General features: G+C 51.6%; 1 rRNA gene. It reads left to right on the top strand.

The features are described 5' to 3' along the window. Positions 1 to 1,026 (top strand): 23S ribosomal RNA (locus tag IC213_RS20450); the annotation flags it as partial. Between the last annotated feature and the right edge of the window lie 4 nt (positions 1,027 to 1,030).

The raw sequence follows: 1,030 nt of genomic DNA on the forward strand, positions 1-1,030 counted from the left end.
AATCGAAGCAGTGAACTTAAGCCCCAGTAAACGGCGGCCGTAACTATAACGGTCCTAAGGTAGCGAAATTCCTTGTCGGGTAAGTTCCGACCCGCACGAAAGGCGTAACGATTTGGGCACTGTCTCAACAACAGACTCGGTGAAATTGTAATTCCGGTGAAGATGCCGGATACCTGCGACAGGACGGAAAGACCCCATGGAGCTTTACTGTAGCTTGACATTGGGTCTTGGTACTACATGTACAGGATAGGTGGGAGGCTTTGAAACCAGGACGCCAGTTTTGGCGGAGCCATCCTTGGGATACCACCCTTGTAGTACTGGGACTCTAACCATAGGCCATGAATCTGGTCTTGGGACACTGTCAGGTGGGCAGTTTGACTGGGGCGGTCGCCTCCCAAAAGGTAACGGAGGCGCTCAAAGGTTCTCTCAGTACGGTCGGAAATCGTACGTAGAGTGTAAAGGCAAAAGAGAGCTTGATTGCAAGACATACAGGTCGAGCAAGGATGAAAATCGGACTTAGTGATCCGGTGGTTCTGCGTGGAAGGGCCATCGCTCAACGGATAAAAGCTACCCTGGGGATAACAGGCTTATCTCCCCCAAGAGTCCACATCGACGGGGAGGTTTGGCACCTCGATGTCGGCTCATCACATCCTGGGGCTGTAGTAGGTCCCAAGGGTTGGGCTGTTCGCCCATTAAAGTGGTACGCGAGCTGGGTTCAGAACGTCGTGAGACAGTTCGGTCCCTATCCGTCGCAGGCGTAGGAAATTTGAGGAGACCTGTCCTTAGTACGAGAGGACCGGGATGGACGTACCTCTGGTGTACCAGTTGTTCTGCCAAGGGCATGGCTGGGTAGCTATGTACGGAATGGATAAGCGCTGAAAGCATCTAAGCGCGAAGCCAACTTCAAGATAAGATTTCCCACCGCAAGGGTAAGACCCCAGAAAGACTATCTGGTTGATAGGTCGAAGGTGTAAGTGCAGCAATGTATTTAGCTTATCGATACTAATAGGTCGAGGACTTGACCAATATT

The sequence above is a fragment of the Clostridioides sp. ES-S-0049-02 genome (genome assembly GCF_020658465.1).
Lineage (GTDB): Bacteria > Bacillota > Clostridia > Peptostreptococcales > Peptostreptococcaceae > Clostridioides.